The organism is Corynebacterium sp. HMSC28B08, from assembly GCF_001806865.1.
Taxonomy (GTDB): domain Bacteria; phylum Actinomycetota; class Actinomycetes; order Mycobacteriales; family Mycobacteriaceae; genus Corynebacterium; species Corynebacterium auriscanis.
In genome coordinates this window covers 136,773-151,730 of record NZ_KV786165.1, presented here as the reverse complement: position 1 = coordinate 151,730, position 14,958 = coordinate 136,773, and the positions used below count along the sequence as shown (strand labels likewise).

Below are 14,958 nucleotides of genomic sequence, written 5' to 3'. Positions count from 1 at the left end.
CCCGGATTCCTCTAATCTTCCAGTTCGGCCATAACGTCGGCTGGGATATCCATATTCGTGAAGATGTTCTGTACATCGTCACAGTCCTCTAGCACGTCAATGAGCTTGAGGTTCTTCCTAGCGGTTGTCGCGTCTACTGGTACTTCGGTAGACGCGCGGAAGTCCGGCTCCACGGAGTCGTATTCGATCCCGGCTTCCTGCAGCGCATCACGCACAGCGGAAAGATCCGTAGGTTCACTGACAACTTCGAACTTTTCGCCCAGGTCATTAACTTCCTCCGCACCGGCATCTAACACAGCCATGAGGATGTCATCTTCGGTGTGCTCGCCCTTATCGAGAATCACCACCCCCTTGCGGGTGAATTGGTAAGACACTGAACCGGCATCTGCCATGTTGCCGCCGTTCTTGCTCATAGCGGTGCGAACATCGGTAGCCGCGCGATTTCGGTTATCGGTAAGGCATTCAATGAGCATCGCCACGCCACCGGAGCCGTAGCCTTCGTACATGATGGTTTCCCAGTCAGCGCCACCGGCTTCTTCGCCTGAACCACGCTTAACGGCACGATCGATGTTGTCGTTCGGGACAGAGGACTTCTTCGCTTTCGTAATGGCGTCCTGCAGCGTCGGGTTTGCGCTGGGATCGCCACCACCGGTACGAGCGGCTACTTCGATGTTTTTGATCAGCTTGGCAAATTCCTTGCCGCGCTTGGCATCGTTAGCTGCTTTCTTGTGCTTTGTGGTTGCCCATTTTGAGTGGCCTGCCATCGTCCTCTTCCATCATCTAACTAACTGGTACTTGTTCTACTTTACGCCGTGGGCTGCCCAAGCCCAATGAACCCACCCTAAAAACTTTGGTGAGTTGACGAGCCTTTGAGTTGGGACAGCGAGCTATACGTGTTGCCTCTTTCTACGCGGCTGGGACAACCAGCTCCCGTAAAAAGTACTCGTGTACCCCATCATCACTAGTGAGCTCTGGGTGAAAACTGCAGCCCATCACGTGACCGCTGCGTACAGCTACGACGGTTCCGTCAGCCAGGGTGCTCAGGACAACGACGTCATCTCCCACGCGCTCGACCTGTGGTGCGCGGATAAACACGGCTTCTACTTGTCTGCCGCGATGTCCGAATTGCAAGGTGGTTTCAAAACTATCTTTTTGACGCCCGAAAGCATTCCGACGAACACTGATGTCTAGGCTATGAAGACTGTGCGCGTCCGCACGGGTGTCGAGAACCTCATCGGCTAGGAGAATCAACCCTGCACAGGTGCCGAACGCGGGCAGTCCGGCAGCGATGGCCTCTTGCAGTGGTTGCAACAATCCCCCGAGCTCCAGCAGTTTGCTCATCGTGGTGGATTCGCCGCCGGGCAGGATGATCCCGTCGAGCCCTTCTAGGTGGGCCGGCCGGCGCACTGCGACCACTTTCACCCCGAGTCGCTCCAGCGCGCGAGTGTGCTCCGCGAAGCCTCCCTGTAGCGAGAGTACTCCTACGGTGAATCCAGAGAATTCGTTGTTCATGGTGTTCGTTTGAACCATCCTTAGCCGCGATCCTGTTCCTGCTTGAAAGGCACGGCGATCTTTCCCTCGTGGAGCGTTCGGGTAAGCCCTTCCTGGGTCACCACAGCCACTAAGTCCCCCTGTTGGTTAAACAACCTCCCGTGGGTAAGTGCACGTCCTGCATGCGCCGATGGAGATATCTGGTCATACAATAGCCATTCGTCTGCGCGGAACGGACGGAGGAACCACATCGCGTGATCCAACGAGGCTTCCTGGACCTGCTCAGACTGGTGCGGAACCAACGCTGACGACAAAAGGGTCATATCCGACATATACGCCAATGTGCAGATGTGGAATGTTTCGTCATCGGGTAGCTGCTGCTTTGAACGGAACCACACTAGCTGCTGGCTAGCGGTGTACTTGTTGTGCTCAAAGTGCTCTGGGTCCACGTATCGGATATCCCAGTCACTCCACTCCTCCATGAGTTTGCGGCGCGTATCCGTCATCCGGTCGTGGTCCACCACGATGGAATCTGGGTCGGGAACCGCACGCATCGTGTCCGAGTGCTCTGGCCCCTCATCATCGCGCACGTGAAAACTCGCTTGCATGATGAAGATCGCCCGCCCGTTTTGCACGGCTTTTACACTGCGCGAAGCAAACGATCGCCCATCCCGTACGCGATCGACCAAATAGGTGGTGGGGGCGTCGGGATTACCCGGCGCCAAGAAGTAGGCGTGCAATGAGTGCACACCCTTCGTATCTTCGACTGTGTTGGTGGCCGCCACTAGAGCCTGTGCGGCCACCTGTCCTCCGAAGGTGCGCGCCAGCTTGGAGGGAATGACCTGGCCTCGATAAATGTCACGATCCACACGTTCTAGGTCGAGGACCTCGAGAATGCGCGGTGGTTGTGGTGTTGTCGAACTCATCGGTCCTAGTTTTTACCAGCCGCGTTCAGCCAAGCGGTGAGGCTGAGGAATCTCGTCCACGTTGATACCGACCATGGCCTCGCCCAAACCGCGGGAAACATTTGCAATGGTCTCGGGATCATCGTAGTTCTGGGTGGCCTGCACAATGGCGCGAGCACGCTTCTCAGGATCGCCAGACTTGAAGATGCCGGAACCGACGAACACGCCTTCGGCACCCAACTGCATCATCATCGCAGCATCGGCTGGGGTGGCGATACCGCCAGCGGTGAACAAGACGACCGGCAGCTTGCCCTTTTCGGCAACCTCGCGCACCAATTCGTACGGGGCCTGCAGCTCCTTGGCTGCAACGTACAGCTCGTCTTCAGCCATAGACTTCAAACGATTAATCTCTGCGCGGATGGTGCGCATGTGCGTCACAGCGTTGGATACATCACCCGTGCCGGCCTCGCCTTTAGAACGAATCATGGCAGCACCCTCATTGATGCGACGCAGGGCCTCACCGAGGTTGGTTGCACCACACACGAATGGAACAGTGAAATCGAACTTGTCGATGTGGTTCTTGTAGTCGGCCGGGGTCAGGACCTCGGACTCATCAATGAAGTCCACGCCGAGGGACTGCAGAACCTGAGCCTCAACGAAGTGGCCAATGCGCGCCTTCGCCATGACTGGAATGGAAACGGACTCGATAATGCCCTGGATCATATCCGGATCGGACATCCGGGAAACGCCGCCCTCGGCACGAATGTCAGCAGGCACGCGCTCCAGCGCCATCACTGCCGTAGCGCCAGCATCTTCAGCGATCTTTGCTTGTTCCGGGGTAACAACGTCCATGATGACGCCCCCCTTGAGCATGTCAGCCAAGCCGCGCTTCACACGTGCTGTGCCGGTAGTTTCCTGTTGATTACTCACGTTCGCTCTTCCCGTCTCTAGCCATCTGAGCACGTCGCCCATCAGAAACGACCTGCCCCACATGATGGGTTGTTTAATGCTTCACTAGTCTAACCTGTCTAGTTTTGTGGTAGAGAAGCCGGGGGTGAAATTCTTACTCGTGGTGATTCGTTGTCGAGGCCTCGTAGAACTCCGGCATCGGTGCTCGTCCCGCCAACCTCAAAACCCGCACAATGGGACGCGCCCGCACGTTCCGAGTATCCGCCACGGCATCGTTATAAAACCGCGCCGCTAGGTCCACACGGGTTGACGCAGCGACGAAACTGCTATTGGCTAACACGCTTGGGCTGAGCTGGCGTGTCAGGGCATTTTCCGCGTCGGAGCGCATGCCCATGTTCGTCGCGCGCAATACCGTGCCGGATAGTCGATTGATCTCCTCCGCCATCTGCGGTTGCAGCGCTTCCACCACTGCGGCGCGAGCGTCCAGAGCCCCCTGCAAGTTGAGCCTGGCGGCGTCGGTACGAATATGCAAACGGTTGAGCCGTTGCGCCAGACCAAAAGCCCACATCCCCACCACAATGGCAGTGAAAAGGGCAATGAGAGCCAACAACGCCCAGACTGACATGGTGATCAACGCACGATCACCTTCCGCCCTGCTGCAGCGACGGCAGAATAAACTTCCTCGACTTTATCGGTGACCGTCTGCCAATCGAATTCTCTGCTCCGCTGCGCCCCACGGGCCGCCAGCGCGCGCCGCTTATTAGGGTTGGCTAGCAGTTCACTCACGGCAGCAGCCAACCCCGCAGAATCCCCGTTGGGAAAAAGCCTGGCCGAGTGTCCGTCCTGCCCCACTGCGGCGAAGGCAGGGATATCGCTGGCGACCACGGCAGCACCCGCGGCCATGGCCTCCACGAGGACAATGCCGAAACTCTCCCCGCCCGTATTCGGGGCAATGTAAATGTCACTGGCGGTGAGGGCACGGGCCTTATCCTCGTCCGACACCCGCCCCAAAATCCGTACATTGGCCTCCGAAGGGCCAAGCCCGACAGAATGTGACAACCCAACCTTGTTTAACCGGGCGACCAAATTATCCACTGAGCCTCCGCCGGCGATAACCAACTCCACTTCGGGCAACTGGCGCACGATGGCGGGCATGGCATCCAGCAGAATGTTCAAACCCTTGCGTGACTCCTCGAATCGGCCCAGAAACATAATCCGCGGCCGGGTGGGATCCACCCCACTAATGGGTTCGGCGCGTCGATACATACCCGTGGCAACCCCGTTAGGAATCAACACCGGATCCCCCGCCAAGTTTTCCACCTGCCACCGCCGGGCCTCTTCCGAGACCGCAATGCCACCTTGAATCCGCTCTAATAGCGGACGAAGGAAAGGTAAAGCGAGGCGCAACAAATACGAAGAACTCGCCGACGCGTGATAGGTAGCCACGATCGGCCCCTCCGCCCGTCGCAGGGCCAACATGGAATACGACGGAGAGTTCGGCTCGTGGATATGCAACACGTCGAAGTTGTTATCGGCAATCCACCGATCGACATGGCGCGCGGTTTTTGGTCCAAAACTCAGCCGGGCGACGGAGCCGTTGTACCGAATGGGTACTGCCTTGCCGCCCAGTTCCACAAAACTAGGCACCCGGGAGCGATCGCTGCCCGGGCCTATAAGGCTGACCTCGTGGCCTCGCTTGATCAGCTCCGTGCACAGGTCAATCGCATGGATCTGCACCCCGCCTGGCTCATCAAAGGAGTAGGGACAGATCATTCCAATACGCAATGGTCGCTACCCCTCCTGCTTTACTGAGCCTTCGAATGCCGGCCGATTAACCCGATGCTCCATCCCCATGGCCCGCAGCCGGCGCATGGAAAAATCCGCCAACCAGACCGGTTGCAAGATGTGCCAATCAGCTGGATCACGCGCGATATTTGCGGCGAATTCATCGGCTTGTTGCTGAACGATGTCCTCCAACGGCCGATCGGTATCAATCGGTTCCCCAACGTGAATACGCCAACCCTCCTCCACACGTGGCAACCCCCACCGACCGCGCGTCCGGTGTTCGGTGAAGCTCATTCCCGCGGTCATCAATACAGCACCGGTTCGCTGAGCTAACAATGCGGGACCCGGCGGCAAAGTAGCCTCTTCGCCGAAAAAACGGGTCAATACGCCTCGGCCAGTGAGGTCACGTTCACCCATCAGGCACACCACACCCCCTTCGCGCAGCACTTCCTCCATTAACTCCATCGGAGGTCGCTCTGCTCCGGTCAAGGCAATAACCTTGAATCCCAGGCTCTCACGGTAGTCTACGAAAGCATCGAATAGGCTCTCCGGCTTCAACCTTTCTGCCACGGTCGTAAACTCGCCATTGTTGGCCACCAGCCACACCCCGGCTATGTCCCAGTTCGCAGAGTGTGGCAGCGTAACTACTACCCCCTTGCCACGGGCGATGGCTGCAAATACCCGCTCCGCACTTCCCTGGGTAAATCCCGCGTCGATGCGGGCGACAAGCGATTCGTCCACCATTGTGGGTAGGCGGAAAGCTTCCCTCCAATACCGCATGTAACTTCGCATGGCATCCCGCACCAGCTGCTTGGTCACGTTCTCGGGCCCAACTACGCGAGCGAGGTTGCGGCGCAGCTGTTCTGGGCCTTTTCCATTTTTCGACGCCACATCGGCCATCGCCGTGAATAGCCATCGAGCGACTGGCTCGGGTGCGATAGCCGTGAGCTTCCAGCCAGCTTTGTACGCGAAAGCTGTCAAGGAATCGCGAAGTTCCTGTGCCGTGTTTGAACTCATAGTTCGTGCCAGTTTTTCTTCGTTGGTAGGAATAGGTGCCAAGGGACGTTACCCCTTGTTCTCGGGCGTGGAGAATTCACGCGCCCCCGTGGGCGCAGCAATCTTAGCGGCAGCATTCTCAGCGGTCGCAGTGATCCACAGGCGTTCGATGACCGTGTACACGCTACCCGCTGCCAACGCCCACAGGCCAATAGCCAAAATATAGGGCAGCCCAAGTCCGTGCAGACCGATTGAAACCAGCCCAATGAGGAGGCGCTCCGGGCGCTCGATTAAGCCACCAATCACCTTAATATCGCTGGCCTCTGCCCGAGCTTTGACGTAGCTAGTGACTTGGCTGCAGACCAGAATCAACAAGACCGCGCACAACAAACCAACTTCGTGCGGTTCATGAAGCACAAAATACACCGTCAGCGCTGCGAAAATCGCGCCATCGGAAAGGCGATCGCAGGTGGCGTCCAAAACAGCGCCAAAGTTCGTGCCGCCGCCTCGCATTCGGGCCATAGTTCCGTCCACCATGTCGGTGGCGACCGTTAGGCCTATAAGAGCGGCGGCGATGAATAGGTGGCCAGCGGGGATCAGCCAGAGGGCGAAAATTATGGCCAGGACGGTCCCCGCGATCGTCACCATGTTGGGGGTTACTCCCCACGAGCTCAGGCGCCGCGCAATAGGTTCGATGACCACGGCAGCTGGTTTTCTGCCATGCACACTAAGCATTGCTCTCTCCTGGCTCGACCTCTGCCCATGCCCGCGCAAGCAAGTCACGGGTTTCACGCAATGTCTGTGGTAGGACCTTCGTGCCGGTCATAACGGTCATGAAGTTAGCATCTCCGGTCCATCGCGGCACGATGTGCTGATGTAGATGGGTGGGCACGCTGCCACCGGACGCTTTACCCAAATTCAATCCCACGTTGACTGCATCGGGGTTGGAACTGTGCCGGAGGGCCTTCAGCGCCGTTTTGGTAAATTGCGCGAGCTCTGCGGTTTCCTCATCCGTTAACTCCGTGTAGTCGGCTACCGCACGGTACGGGACAACCATCATGTGCCCGGGGTTGTATGGGAAAAGATTCAATACGCAGTACACCGTCTCGCCGCGGGCAATGATCAATGCGTCTTCATCGGATTGCTTCGGCAATTCCACAAAAGGATCGGCCGATCGTGGGGACTTCGTTAGGTAGGTGGAGCGATATGGCGCCCACAGGCGCAGCAACCCGTCTGGGTTATTCGGGGTGTCTCCCACCCCAGAATCCACGTACGGGGTATCAGTCATCCCTCTCCAACTCCTTTCGATTGATATTCCGACTCTCCACGTCCGGCTATTAGGTTACTCAGGCCCTGCTCACTGTTTTACCGAATAAACAGCCACTCCCACTGTCCATACACGGGGTACGCACAGGGAAACGGCTGTCTGTCACTGTCGGCGCGCTAATCGAGCAGCGCCTCTACCTCGGCCTTTGTCGGCTGAGTGTTCCGGCGCTCGCCAATCCAGTTCGCGATTAGATCTACTGCCTTTTCACGCGGAACACCATTGACCTGGGATCCATCGAGGAAGCGGAAGCTAATGGCGTCAGCCTCAACATCCCGGCCACCTACCAACAACATGAAAGGAACTTTGCCGGTAGTGTGCGTACGAATCTTCTTCTGCATACGATCGTCAGACGTATCGACCTCTGCGCGGATACCGCGGTTGCGCAGACTGGACGCCACACCGTCCAGGTATTCGTTGAATTCATCAGCAACCGGAATACCCACCACTTGGTGAGGCGCCAGCCACGCGGGGAACGCGCCGGCGTAGTGCTCTAGCAACACACCAAAGAAGCGCTCGATGGATCCGAACAACGCACGGTGGATCATGATAGGGCGCTGCTTAGAACCATCGGGGGCGGTGTATTCCAAGTTGAAGCGCTCGGGCAGGTTGAAGTCCAACTGTACCGTGGACATTTGCCACGTACGGCCAATGGCATCCCGTGCCTGAACGGAAATCTTTGGACCATAGAACGCCGCACCTGCTGGATCCGGAACCAGTTCCAGGCCGGATTTGGTAGCTACGCGCTGCAGGATCTCCGTAGAGCGCTCCCAGATTTCGTCCGAACCCACGAACTTCTTCGGGTCCTTGGTGGACAGCTCTAGGTAGAAATCATCCAAGCCATAATCACGCAGCAGCGAGATGATGAATTCCAAAACCGTGGTGAGCTCTTCTTCCAGCTGATCCTCGGTGCAGTAGATGTGGGCATCGTCCTGCGTGAAGCCACGCGCGCGGGTCAAACCGTGAACCACGCCCGACTTCTCATAACGATAGACCGTGCCGAACTCAAACAGGCGCAGGGGCAATTCGCGGTAAGAACGGCCACGAGAAGCGAAAACCAGGTTGTGCATCGGGCAATTCATCGGCTTGGCGTAATAATCCTGTGCCTGCTTGGTGACGTTGCCATCCGCATCGGTTTCGCCGTCCAACTGCATGGGAGGGAACATACCCTCGGCATAGAAATCAAGGTGGCCCGACTTCTGGAACAGGTCGCCCTTCGTGATATGCGGGGTGTTGACGAAGGAGTAACCACTTTCGATGTGGCGACGGCGAGAGTGTTCCTCCATCTCCAAACGCACGATGCCGCCGTTGGGGTGGAAAACAGGGAAGCCAGAACCGATCTCGTCGGGGAAGCTGAAAAGGTCCAGTTCTGCGCCTAGGCGGCGATGATCGCGCTTTTCGGCCTCGGCCAGCATCTTTTGGTAAGTCTCTAACGCCTCCTTAGATTCCCACGCGGTGCCGTACACGCGCTGCAATCCCGCCTTAGACTGATCGCCGCGCCAGTACGCTGCAGAGGATCGAGTGATCGCGAAGGCGGGGATGTAACGGGTGGTGGGCACGTGCGGGCCGCGGCACAGGTCATACCATTCCACGTCACCAGTGCGGGGGTTGACGTTGGAGTACGCGGTCAATTCGCCCGCGCCGACCTCGGTGGCCTCATCGGAATCGGGGTCCACATTGCCCTTGTCATCAATCAACTCAGTCTTGAAAGGCTCGTGGGTGTATTCCGCACGTGCATCGTCCACTGAGGCATAGGCCTTGCGCTCGAACTTCTGGCCAGACTTGATGATTTTCTTCATCGTCTTTTCGATCTTGTTCAGATCTTCCGGCGTAAATGGCTCGGCCACATCAAAGTCGTAGTAGAACCCGTTTTCGATCGCCGGACCAATACCCAGCTTGGTGCCGGGGAATTCCTTCTGCACAGCTTGGGCCAGCACGTGTGCTGCCGAGTGTCGGATGACGCCGCGACCTTCCTCCGTATCGGCAGGGATAGCCGTGACCTGTTGCTCCTGCTCAGGAGCCCAAGAGAGATCCCGAAGGTTGCCATCCGAATCCTTCACGCACACGATTGCCTGCGGGCCCTTGTTCGGCAGTTCCAGGGGACGCATTGCTGCGCCCGCAGCCTCACCCGCGGAAACAGTGAAGGTGACCGGCTGGGTAGCCACTGTAGTTGCCTGTCCAGTGGGAGCACCGTGAGAGTGCTGGGCATGGGGCGAGTTGTGTGGGCTGAGGTCACTCACAGCAGGGATGTCCTTTCGGGATAGCGGTGATCGCCACATACCTGGTGACGATCTTCAACTCACAAGATATTACCCCTCTAAGACCTTCTGACCCCAGTAGGCACCCGATTGTGTGCCCGGTGGGCACCAGAATAGTGCGGATCCCACGTGTGTGATCCAGCGATTCAGGCGGTCCTTGTCCGCCAACCGGCGTTGCAGTTCGCTAAACCCCTGTTCGGGATCATCTTGGAAAGAGATAAAAATCAACCCCGTGCTCCCAAGCGGGGAAATCTCGCCATCCCAGTTGTAGGCGCGTCGGCGCATGCGTTTGCCGTTACCGGCAGCGATCCCCACGTGGCTGCGCGGATCGATGTAGGGCAGACCGGTCTGGTCCACTTTGTTCAAGTCCACGGGGTCGGTTTCTGCTACCCCGCCCAATGGAGCGCCTTCTTTAATCGTGCGACCGAAAACCACTTCACGGGAGGGACGATCGAGAGCTTCCCAATCGGGCATGTCGTACACGATACGGCGGACAACCATCGACGTGCCACCCTGGTCGTCCCAGATTGTATCGTCGTATTCGGCGTCGTTAGCGGGGTTGGCCGTACCGTCTTTAAAGCCCAGCAAATTGCGAGGGGTTTGTCCCTGGGGCGAGTCTACAAATCCGCGCTGGATCCACCGCGGACGGCAATAGTCCTGCCCCCCGCGAGTCAGCACGCGAACAGCATGGCTCACCGCCGTGAGGTCATCCCCGCACACCTGCAACACCACATCGCCGTGACTGAAGTCTTCATTGAGCCGGTCGCCTTTAAATGGAGGTAATCCCTGCTGATGATTCTTAACCCAGGAAGGCGTTTTCGAATCCAGCTTGGCGTCGGCAATAAGTTTTGGGCTCCAACCCACGGTAACGGTGAGGTTTAGCGGCGCTGCAGTGAGCTCGCTTTCCAAGTCAGCGAGAGCGGTTTCACCTTGGGTCATGGAGCGGGCGTCGCCTGTCCAGATCACCATGAGACGCCGCAGGTTACGGCGTAATTCACGGGGACTCAGACCCTCGCGGTTCAGATCGAACGCAACAACGACCGCATTGGCCTGACTGGGTGTTTGGATGCCTGCCTGGTGTGCCCCATCAAACGGAATCGTCGTGCGGTCGGTGGAGCGGGCCGAAAGAATTGGTGGCTGCTCACCCCCAGCGGTCGTAGCATCAGTGCTGTTGGTGGATGTGTCGGTATTGCAGGCTGCTAGGACACCTGCGGTGCCCACGAGCCCCAGACCGGCAAAAAATCCGCGACGGGATACATTGCCAGTGGACATTGCTAGTTCTACCTTCTTTTCGAAGATCTCGTTCGATGCGCAGAGCACGCTGCGAATGCGCGCTGCGCTTGACATGTCTAAAAACTAGTGGCCGTAGTGCTCGTGCTGGGAGTTCTGCACGCGCACCGGAATGTCCTTGAGCTCATAGCTGTTGCCCTCGGAATCTTTGAGGTTCAGCGTGAGGGTATCACCGGCTGCAATCTCGTCGGTGTTGTCCATGATCATCAAGTGGTTTCCACCCGGCTTGAGTTCGCTAGTCTGACCGGCGGCGATCTTCAGGCCACCCTTCATCTGGGACATCACACCGTTATTAGTCTCGTGGATTTCATAGCGACCCTTGAGAGAACCGCTGACCTCGGTGATGTTGATTTCTTTATCGGAGGTGTTCTTGAACGTGCCGAACACACCCGTCATCTTTTTCGATGCGGGCTTTGCAGTGATGTACGCATCCTCGAATGCAAGATCGCCAGACGTGATGGTCTTAGCGCCAGACATGTGGTCGTGGCCCTCGTGGTTCATACCGGATTCTTGCGCTGGGGTGCTGGACTGATCATTTGATGGAGCTTTGGCTGCATCGGATCCTTCGGTAACGGAGGAGTGTGCGGCCTCGGTGTTACCATCCTTTTCACCAGGTGCGGAGCAGCTGGCCAAGGCCAAGCTAGCGGAAGCGACGGTGGCTAGGGAGAGGGCGGCCAGGCGATTACGGCCAAAGGTGGAGGTACGCATTGCGATCCTGCTTTCTGTTTCTATGTTGTTGTTTTTTTGCTCGACGCCACAAGCGGCAGCGCCACTCGCAGCGACACAGGAAGTACATTCCTGCTGGAGCGTGGGGCACCCTACTGGGCAGGCGCCTGAGCTGCACCATCGGCAGCAGTGCCCTGGGCTGGAGCCTGGGCGTTTTCAGTGAAAGGGTTGTTCGCCTCGGAAGAACGAGCCGGCTCGGTTGCAGCTGGCTCAGTGGTCTCCTGGGCGGATGGGTCTACGGAAGAGGTAGATGCGGTGGAGGGTTCGGAGGTGGGTTTGGTGACCTCAGCCAGGCTTGGCTGGGTTGGGCCTTGGGTTACTTCCCCGAATCCGCGATTGGAAGAATCATTCTCGTGCGGCGGGGAGCACGCGGCCATAGCCACGCCCGCGCAGAGAGCAACTGCTCCAACTGTCACCTTTTTAAAAACGCTCATTGTCGTCAACTCCTCTTATCGTCGTTGAGGTTTCGCCAGCGCGCGATCGCCATGACCAGCGCACCTCCGATAACGACGATACCGGCTAGAGGTAGTAACCACCCAAGTCCTCGCATGGGGTCATCCCCCTGTGAGGAGGACTCATTGGTTTCCCGGTCGTTCGAGGGGCTGTTGTCGCCCGCTTCAGATGAACCCTTGTTTCCACCAGCCAGCGTGAATTTCACGGAACCCCGGGTCGCGTGACCGTCGGAGCTAGTGATTTGGTAGCCAATTGTGTATTCACCCGGCTCGGCGTCCTTCTGCTCCGGCACGTCGATGGACAGGGTCTTGCCATCCTGTGTGGGTTTGCCCCGCGTGATGAGGTTGCCGTCCTTAGTCAAGGCGATGTTGTTGAATCCGTCCTGGGGAACACCAGAAAAGGTGAGCGAAATTTTTCCTGGAAGTTGTTCAACCGTACTACTGGCAGCCGGATTGGATTCCACAACGCCGTCGTGGGCTACTGCGGGAGCGGCGAAAATCGTGGCTGCCGTCAGCGCAGTTGCGCCTGTCATCGCGACGGGCCTACCCCACCTCGATAGCGAACCGGTAAGCCCTAAAGCCAACTTCTTCATCAATGTCCCTTCTGCTTCCTGGCATCCACTTCGAAAAGATCGCTGCAACCCCGCAAGCGGGATCGCTAACCTAACAACCTTCTCCAAAGAGGGGTCCAGCGTTCATTCTGTATGCGTCTCCATCTAACGCTAGTGCAGGCTCGGCACGCTTAAAACAGCGCAGAACCCACCAAGAACGACGCCCTAGGGTTGCTACTGGGAATTATTCCGGACCCGTCGAAGTAGTCGGTTATGCCACGCACAAAGTTCCCAAGTTGAAAACGATGTGCTGTTTATCACATATTCCCGATGGCGTGCGGAACGGGCGATGATGGCTGACAGCGGCAGGCCATGGTGGCGGACGGTGGCAAGCCATGATGGCGGACAGTGGCAAGCCATGATGGCTGACGGCGGTACGCAAGGGCGGTGGATTATCAGGCCGATGGGCCGTGCCCGGCAACACCGATCGATTACGACATCGCTTGTGGCGCTGGATCACCTATCCTGCGAGAAGCCGTCACCGAGTTGCTATAGGTGCAAGCCTTGCGCCGGAAAGATCTACGAGGTCCCGAGGAGCCATCCGCAAAGATAGTCCCCTCTGCCCGGCGGAAATAATAATCTGGGGCAGATCAGCCGCGCTCGCATCGATGAGTGTAGGTAGTGGATTCCGCGTTCCCAGCGGAGAGATTCCACCCACGACGTACCCCGTAATACGTTGTGCGTGTGCCGGACGTGCCATCTCGGCCCTCTTCCAGCCAAGGGCTTTGGCCGTGGCCTTCAGGGAAAGATGTCCCGCGACAGGCACACAGCACATAGCGAAATCCACACCAGAAACGACGACCAAGGTTTTGAAAACTTCTGCAGGATCCGCCCCGAGTTCCTGTACCGAGTGCTCCCCAAAATGATCCTTGCTTGGAACGTAGCTCAACACTTCGTGAGGCACACCGGCCACAGCGGCGATCGCGCGGGTTCTACTAGCCATGAAACCATGCTAACCGGCGCGGAATGGTGGTCCTAACTGGGATTGAACCAGTGACCTTTCCGGTGTGAACGGAACGCTCTCCCACTGAGCTATAGGACCGCAACGAATCTTGCGCGTGTCAACACGCGGTTTTCATCCGTGCTGTGGAGAAAATGTACCACCTGGGCGTTGCATACCCGCAAACGGCGTGCTCACGACCGATAAAAGTGAACGGCAGCGCAACACACTCAGCGTACTGTCACACCACTTGGCCATGACCGTTTCCCTGTTCCACCCTGGACGGTGTGGGGGCGGGTCTGTTTTATTTGGGCTGACACCACTTGGCCATGACCGTTTCCCTGTTCCACTGCCCACCACTTAACTGTCGTATCCCCCTCAAGGGACCAGCTTTAAAGCAACCGCGGTAGCCCCCGGCGTTAACTCGGCCACTGAATGTCACCGTTGTAATTCGAACTCCGCCTTGATCACATCTTCTCCCCTCATCGCAGCTAGCTATGACCTGCTGATTTGTGAAATAAACAACAATCGGGCTAATGTTCTGAGTCGCAACGATTCATTGCAGTGTTGCAACGCGGATGTAGCGCAGTTGGTAGCGCATCACCTTGCCAAGGTGAGGGTCGCGAGTTCGAGTCTCGTCATCCGCTCCACTTTTCTCCAGGGTCACCGGGTAGAAAAGAGAAGATAAGCGCGTTTAGCTCAGCGGGAGAGCGCTTCCCTGACACGGAAGAGGTCACTGGTTCGATCCCAGTATCGCGCACCAACCAACGAAGCAATCGTTGGGTGAATGCGGATGTAGCGCAGTTGGTAGCGCATCACCTTGCCAAGGTGAGGGTCGCGAGTTCGAGTCTCGTCATCCGCTCCAAGGTTCACCTTGTTGAACCGAGGTTCACTAAGGTGGGCCACATACGGCAAACACTGCCTTGGTGGAATGGCTGAGTGGCTTAGGCAACGGTCTGCAAAACCGTGTACACGGGTTCGATTCCCGTTTCCACCTCAAGAACAACTGAATTAAAGCGCGTTTAGCTCAGCGGGAGAGCGCTTCCCTGACACGGAAGAGGTCACTGGTTCGATCCCAGTATCGCGCACCAACCAACGAAGCAATCGTTGGGTGAATGCGGATGTAGCGCAGTTGGTAGCGCATCACCTTGCCAAGGTGAGGGTCGCGAGTTCGAGTCTCGTCATCCGCTCAACTAAAGCCCCAAGGCGTAAAGCCTCGGGGCTTTGCTGCGCGCCACCCACCCCACGGTTTACTGCATCCACGCAGCCAG

15 protein-coding genes and 7 tRNA genes are annotated in these 14,958 nt (G+C 57.7%); 6 read left to right on the top strand and 16 right to left on the bottom strand.

The annotated features are described in order from the left end of the window. Nucleotides 1-11: 11 nt before the first annotated feature. From HMPREF3098_RS05360 to HMPREF3098_RS05285, 16 genes are all read right to left on the bottom strand, one after another. On the bottom strand, nt 12-764 hold the full coding sequence (locus HMPREF3098_RS05360) for a YebC/PmpR family DNA-binding transcriptional regulator (RefSeq protein ID WP_070434274.1): 753 nt from the start codon (nt 762-764) through the stop codon (nt 12-14). Between the two features lie 142 nt (nt 765-906). Further along, nucleotides 907-1,530 (bottom strand): pyridoxal 5'-phosphate synthase glutaminase subunit PdxT, encoded by a 624-nt coding sequence (gene pdxT / locus HMPREF3098_RS05355; RefSeq protein ID WP_246815854.1) that lies wholly within the window; start codon nt 1,528-1,530, stop codon nt 907-909. A gap of 2 nt (nt 1,531-1,532) precedes the next feature. Continuing rightward, nucleotides 1,533-2,417 carry an acyl-CoA thioesterase gene (locus HMPREF3098_RS05350; protein WP_070434273.1) on the bottom strand — a complete coding sequence of 295 codons (885 nt, stop codon included), beginning with the start codon at nt 2,415-2,417 and terminating at the stop codon, nt 1,533-1,535. A gap of 12 nt (nt 2,418-2,429) precedes the next feature. Then, nucleotides 2,430-3,368, bottom strand: a complete 939-nt coding sequence (gene pdxS / locus HMPREF3098_RS05345) for a pyridoxal 5'-phosphate synthase lyase subunit PdxS (RefSeq protein WP_052094685.1) — start codon at nt 3,366-3,368, stop codon at nt 2,430-2,432. 91 nt (nt 3,369-3,459) lie between these two features. After that, entirely contained in the window at nt 3,460-3,930 is a 471-nt protein-coding gene (locus HMPREF3098_RS05340) for a hypothetical protein (RefSeq protein WP_070434323.1), read from the bottom strand. A 5-nt stretch (nt 3,931-3,935) separates the two neighbouring features. Continuing rightward, a complete protein-coding gene (locus HMPREF3098_RS05335) occupies nt 3,936-5,090 on the bottom strand; it encodes a glycosyltransferase family 4 protein (RefSeq protein ID WP_070434272.1) in 1,155 nt (384 codons plus the stop codon). A 6-nt stretch (nt 5,091-5,096) separates the two neighbouring features. Next, nucleotides 5,097-6,107 carry a phosphatidylinositol mannoside acyltransferase gene (locus tag HMPREF3098_RS05330; protein ID WP_070434271.1) on the bottom strand — a complete coding sequence of 337 codons (1,011 nt, stop codon included), beginning with the start codon at nt 6,105-6,107 and terminating at the stop codon, nt 5,097-5,099. 48 nt (nt 6,108-6,155) lie between these two features. After that, nucleotides 6,156-6,821, bottom strand: coding sequence for a phosphatidylinositol phosphate synthase (pgsA, locus tag HMPREF3098_RS05325; RefSeq protein ID WP_070434270.1), 666 nt, complete (start codon nt 6,819-6,821; stop codon nt 6,156-6,158). After that, nucleotides 6,814-7,374 carry an HIT family protein gene (locus HMPREF3098_RS05320; RefSeq protein WP_070434269.1) on the bottom strand — a complete coding sequence of 187 codons (561 nt, stop codon included), beginning with the start codon at nt 7,372-7,374 and terminating at the stop codon, nt 6,814-6,816. Before HMPREF3098_RS05320 ends, pgsA begins: the two co-directional genes overlap by 8 nt. Nucleotides 7,375-7,529: 155 nt before the next feature. Next, the gene (thrS, locus tag HMPREF3098_RS05315) at nt 7,530-9,518 is read right to left on the bottom strand and encodes a threonine--tRNA ligase (RefSeq protein ID WP_246815856.1); all 1,989 of its coding nucleotides are present in this window, start codon (nt 9,516-9,518) and stop codon (nt 7,530-7,532) included. 201 nt (nt 9,519-9,719) lie between these two features. Beyond that, on the bottom strand, nt 9,720-10,940 hold the full coding sequence (locus HMPREF3098_RS05310; RefSeq protein WP_070434268.1) for a Dyp-type peroxidase: 1,221 nt from the start codon (nt 10,938-10,940) through the stop codon (nt 9,720-9,722). Between the two features lie 84 nt (nt 10,941-11,024). Further along, the gene (locus tag HMPREF3098_RS05305) at nt 11,025-11,666 is read right to left on the bottom strand and encodes a copper chaperone PCu(A)C (RefSeq protein WP_035112950.1); all 642 of its coding nucleotides are present in this window, start codon (nt 11,664-11,666) and stop codon (nt 11,025-11,027) included. Between the two features lie 110 nt (nt 11,667-11,776). Next, nucleotides 11,777-12,118, bottom strand: a complete 342-nt coding sequence (locus HMPREF3098_RS05300; RefSeq protein WP_070434267.1) for a hypothetical protein — start codon at nt 12,116-12,118, stop codon at nt 11,777-11,779. A 5-nt stretch (nt 12,119-12,123) separates the two neighbouring features. Then, the gene (locus tag HMPREF3098_RS05295; protein WP_052094682.1) at nt 12,124-12,669 is read right to left on the bottom strand and encodes a copper resistance CopC family protein; all 546 of its coding nucleotides are present in this window, start codon (nt 12,667-12,669) and stop codon (nt 12,124-12,126) included. 556 nt (nt 12,670-13,225) lie between these two features. After that, on the bottom strand, nt 13,226-13,690 hold the full coding sequence (locus HMPREF3098_RS05290; protein WP_035112946.1) for an aminoacyl-tRNA deacylase: 465 nt from the start codon (nt 13,688-13,690) through the stop codon (nt 13,226-13,228). Between the two features lie 24 nt (nt 13,691-13,714). Next, nucleotides 13,715-13,789, bottom strand: a tRNA-Val gene (locus tag HMPREF3098_RS05285). 472 nt (nt 13,790-14,261) lie between these two features. Here HMPREF3098_RS05285 and HMPREF3098_RS05280 point away from each other — a divergent pair. From HMPREF3098_RS05280 to HMPREF3098_RS05255, 6 genes are all read left to right on the top strand, one after another. Further along, nucleotides 14,262-14,337, top strand: a tRNA-Gly gene (locus tag HMPREF3098_RS05280). 38 nt (nt 14,338-14,375) lie between these two features. Next, a tRNA-Val gene (locus HMPREF3098_RS05275) sits at nt 14,376-14,450 on the top strand. A 26-nt stretch (nt 14,451-14,476) separates the two neighbouring features. Then, a tRNA-Gly gene (locus HMPREF3098_RS05270) sits at nt 14,477-14,552 on the top strand. Between the two features lie 60 nt (nt 14,553-14,612). Beyond that, a tRNA-Cys gene (locus HMPREF3098_RS05265) sits at nt 14,613-14,684 on the top strand. A 19-nt stretch (nt 14,685-14,703) separates the two neighbouring features. Next, a tRNA-Val gene (locus tag HMPREF3098_RS05260) sits at nt 14,704-14,778 on the top strand. A gap of 26 nt (nt 14,779-14,804) precedes the next feature. After that, nucleotides 14,805-14,877 (top strand) — tRNA-Gly (locus tag HMPREF3098_RS05255). Nucleotides 14,878-14,958 lie beyond the last annotated feature (81 nt).

Coding starts and splice junctions, on each gene's coding strand:
- HMPREF3098_RS05360 (WP_070434274.1), bottom strand. CDS start 764: ATGGCAGGCCACTCAAAATGGGCAACCACAAAGCACAAGAAAGCAGCT.
- HMPREF3098_RS05350 (WP_070434273.1), bottom strand. CDS start 2,417: ATGAGTTCGACAACACCACAACCACCGCGCATTCTCGAGGTCCTCGAC.
- HMPREF3098_RS05340 (WP_070434323.1), bottom strand. CDS start 3,930: ATGTCAGTCTGGGCGTTGTTGGCTCTCATTGCCCTTTTCACTGCCATT.
- thrS (WP_246815856.1), bottom strand. CDS start 9,518: ATGCGTCCCCTGGAACTGCCGAACAAGGGCCCGCAGGCAATCGTGTGC.
- HMPREF3098_RS05320 (WP_070434269.1), bottom strand. CDS start 7,374: ATGACTGATACCCCGTACGTGGATTCTGGGGTGGGAGACACCCCGAAT.
- HMPREF3098_RS05310 (WP_070434268.1), bottom strand. CDS start 10,940: ATGTCCACTGGCAATGTATCCCGTCGCGGATTTTTTGCCGGTCTGGGG.
- pdxT (WP_246815854.1), bottom strand. CDS start 1,530: ATGGTTCAAACGAACACCATGAACAACGAATTCTCTGGATTCACCGTA.
- HMPREF3098_RS05290 (WP_035112946.1), bottom strand. CDS start 13,690: ATGGCTAGTAGAACCCGCGCGATCGCCGCTGTGGCCGGTGTGCCTCAC.
- pgsA (WP_070434270.1), bottom strand. CDS start 6,821: ATGCTTAGTGTGCATGGCAGAAAACCAGCTGCCGTGGTCATCGAACCT.
- HMPREF3098_RS05295 (WP_052094682.1), bottom strand. CDS start 12,669: ATGACAGGCGCAACTGCGCTGACGGCAGCCACGATTTTCGCCGCTCCC.
- pdxS (WP_052094685.1), bottom strand. CDS start 3,368: ATGGGCGACGTGCTCAGATGGCTAGAGACGGGAAGAGCGAACGTGAGT.
- HMPREF3098_RS05300 (WP_070434267.1), bottom strand. CDS start 12,118: ATGAGCGTTTTTAAAAAGGTGACAGTTGGAGCAGTTGCTCTCTGCGCG.
- HMPREF3098_RS05305 (WP_035112950.1), bottom strand. CDS start 11,666: ATGCGTACCTCCACCTTTGGCCGTAATCGCCTGGCCGCCCTCTCCCTA.
- HMPREF3098_RS05330 (WP_070434271.1), bottom strand. CDS start 6,107: ATGAGTTCAAACACGGCACAGGAACTTCGCGATTCCTTGACAGCTTTC.